This is a genomic window from Lentiprolixibacter sp. (genome assembly GCF_982873095.1).
This window is the reverse complement of the sequence record NZ_CEYNTP010000346.1, coordinates 1-2,175: the sequence shown is the minus strand read 5'-3', so window position 1 is coordinate 2,175 and position 2,175 is coordinate 1. Positions and strand designations below refer to the sequence as shown.

3 protein-coding genes are annotated in these 2,175 nt (G+C 46.8%); all 3 read left to right on the top strand.

The features are described 5' to 3' along the window. Positions 1-1,158: aminotransferase class I/II-fold pyridoxal phosphate-dependent enzyme (locus AC4E7D_RS14225; protein ID WP_490174438.1), on the top strand; the 1,158-nt coding region annotated here is incomplete at its 5' end. After that, positions 1,158-1,544 carry a putative signal transducing protein gene (locus tag AC4E7D_RS14220; RefSeq protein ID WP_490174437.1) on the top strand — a complete coding sequence of 129 codons (387 nt, stop codon included), beginning with the start codon at positions 1,158-1,160 and terminating at the stop codon, positions 1,542-1,544. The genes AC4E7D_RS14225 and AC4E7D_RS14220, both read left to right, overlap by 1 nt. A gap of 7 nt (positions 1,545-1,551) precedes the next feature. Then, positions 1,552-2,169 (top strand): dethiobiotin synthase, encoded by a 618-nt coding sequence (gene bioD / locus AC4E7D_RS14215; protein ID WP_490174436.1) that lies wholly within the window; start codon positions 1,552-1,554, stop codon positions 2,167-2,169. Positions 2,170-2,175 lie beyond the last annotated feature (6 nt).

The window sequence follows — 2,175 nt, the reverse complement described above, 5'->3', positions numbered from 1 at the left end:
CCTAAACGATTGCAGGATAAATTGAAGGACAGGGAAACAAACGGTTCCTTGCGATCCCTCAGCCTGGAGGTCGGTAAAGTTGATTTTTGTTCTAATGACTATCTGGGATTTGCCAGGAACCGGCAACTCAATCGGGAGGTATATCAATATCTGAAGGAAAAGAACATTACTAGCAATGGTGCCTCGGGGTCACGATTATTGTCAGGGAACACCGGGCTGTGTGAGGATGTGGAGGATTTTCTTGCAGCATACTATCTTGCAGATGCTGCACTTCTTTTTAATTCCGGTTATGATGCTAACCTCGGTTTTTTCTCCTCCCTGCCCCAAAAAGGAGATCTTATTCTTTTTGACGAATATATTCATGCCAGTATTCGCGATGGCATCCAATTGTCTTTCGCCAAATCCCTTAAATTTCGCCATAATGACCTTAGTGACCTGGAACAGAAAATAAAGCGGGCCAATCAAACTGCGGGAGGACAAGAGAGGCAGAATATCTATGTCGTGACAGAGTCCGTTTTTTCCATGGATGGTGATACGCCGGATCTGCATGCTTTTGCTCGTATCTGTGAGGCGAATGGCGTCTACCTTATCGTTGATGAGGCGCATGCTGTAGGGTTATATGGTGAGAGGGGAGCTGGCTTGGTAGTTCAGGAAGGCCTGCAGGATGTGGTCTTTGCCCGCATAGTGACCTTTGGAAAGGCTTATGGGGCCCATGGTGCAGCAATATTGGGAAGCCGGACATTGATTCAATACCTTGTGAACTTTGCAAGGAGCTTTATCTATTCCACGGCCCTTCCCCCCCATAGTCTTGCTGCAATATACATAGCGCATCAGTTTATGAATTCGGGATACGGGAAGGAGCAACGCACCTCCCTTATGAATAATATCAGGTACTTTAAGGAGGAGGTAAGCCGTTCAGGACTGAATGATATATTTTTAGAGAGCGATGCTGCCATACAGTCCTGTATCCTTCCGGAGAACAGCAGGGTGAAACAGGCTGCTCGGTCTATACAGGAAGCCGGATTTGATGTGCGTCCCATCTTCGCCCCAACAGTACCGGCGGGAAAAGAAAGGATCCGGTTTTGCCTGCACAGTTTTAACCGGCCTCAGGAAATAAAGCAACTCATACAAGAAGTACAAGATATCTCGCAGGTATAATGAAAGAGGAATTCTACATTCTGGGGGCTTTTGAATATGTCGCAGACGTTCAGGTAATTAAATTCAAACTGGAGTCTGAAGGAATACCTGTTTTTCTGAGGGACGAGAATATCCTCAATACAGACCCTTTGATAAGTAGTGCCATCGGGGGTGTAAAATTATCCGTCTATACCCGGGATAAGGAACGTGCCCTGGAAATTTACAATGAGATCAGGGCGTATGCACAAGACAAGCAGGGCCGGCCCATAATATGCCCGAACTGCAAAGCACAGCGTTCTGAAGTTTATATCAGCAGAAAAACCTTGCTTCACAAACTCTTCCCTTTTCTGGAAGAGCGGAAATATCGCTGCACCAAGTGCGGGATGATAACAAAACCAACAATATAACTGCCCTATGAAACGTCTTTTTGTTACTGGAATCTCAACTGAGGTTGGGAAAACGGTAGCTTCCGCTATAATAGTCGAAGCGCTCAAAGCGGATTACTGGAAACCGGTACAGGCCGGGGACCTGCATCATTCAGATAGCGATAAGGTGTCTGAGCTGATTTCCAATGATATTTCCGTGATCCACAAGAACAGCTATGCCCTGAACACCCCCATGAGTCCGCATGCCGCTGCCGAAATAGATGGGATACGTATTGCACTGGATGAGGTAAAGGAACCGGACACTTCCAATCATTTGGTTATTGAAGGGGCCGGCGGTCTGCTTGTTCCCTTAAATGATCAGGATACTATTGCCGACCTGATCCAGCCTCATTATAAAATTATCGTTGTCTCCCGTCATTATCTCGGGAGTATCAACCATACCCTGCTCACGCTGGAAGCATTAAAAAACCGGGGCTTTCAAGCGCACCTCCTGTTCAGCGGGGCGGAACACCCCACTACGGAACAAATTATTCTGAGTAAATCAGGGGCACCCTGTCTGGGCCGCATTGGGGAAGAAACTGAGTTCAACAAGGAAACTATAAGGAAATACGCCCGGATGTTTTCGGAAAAATTACTTGAGATCTGAACGGAC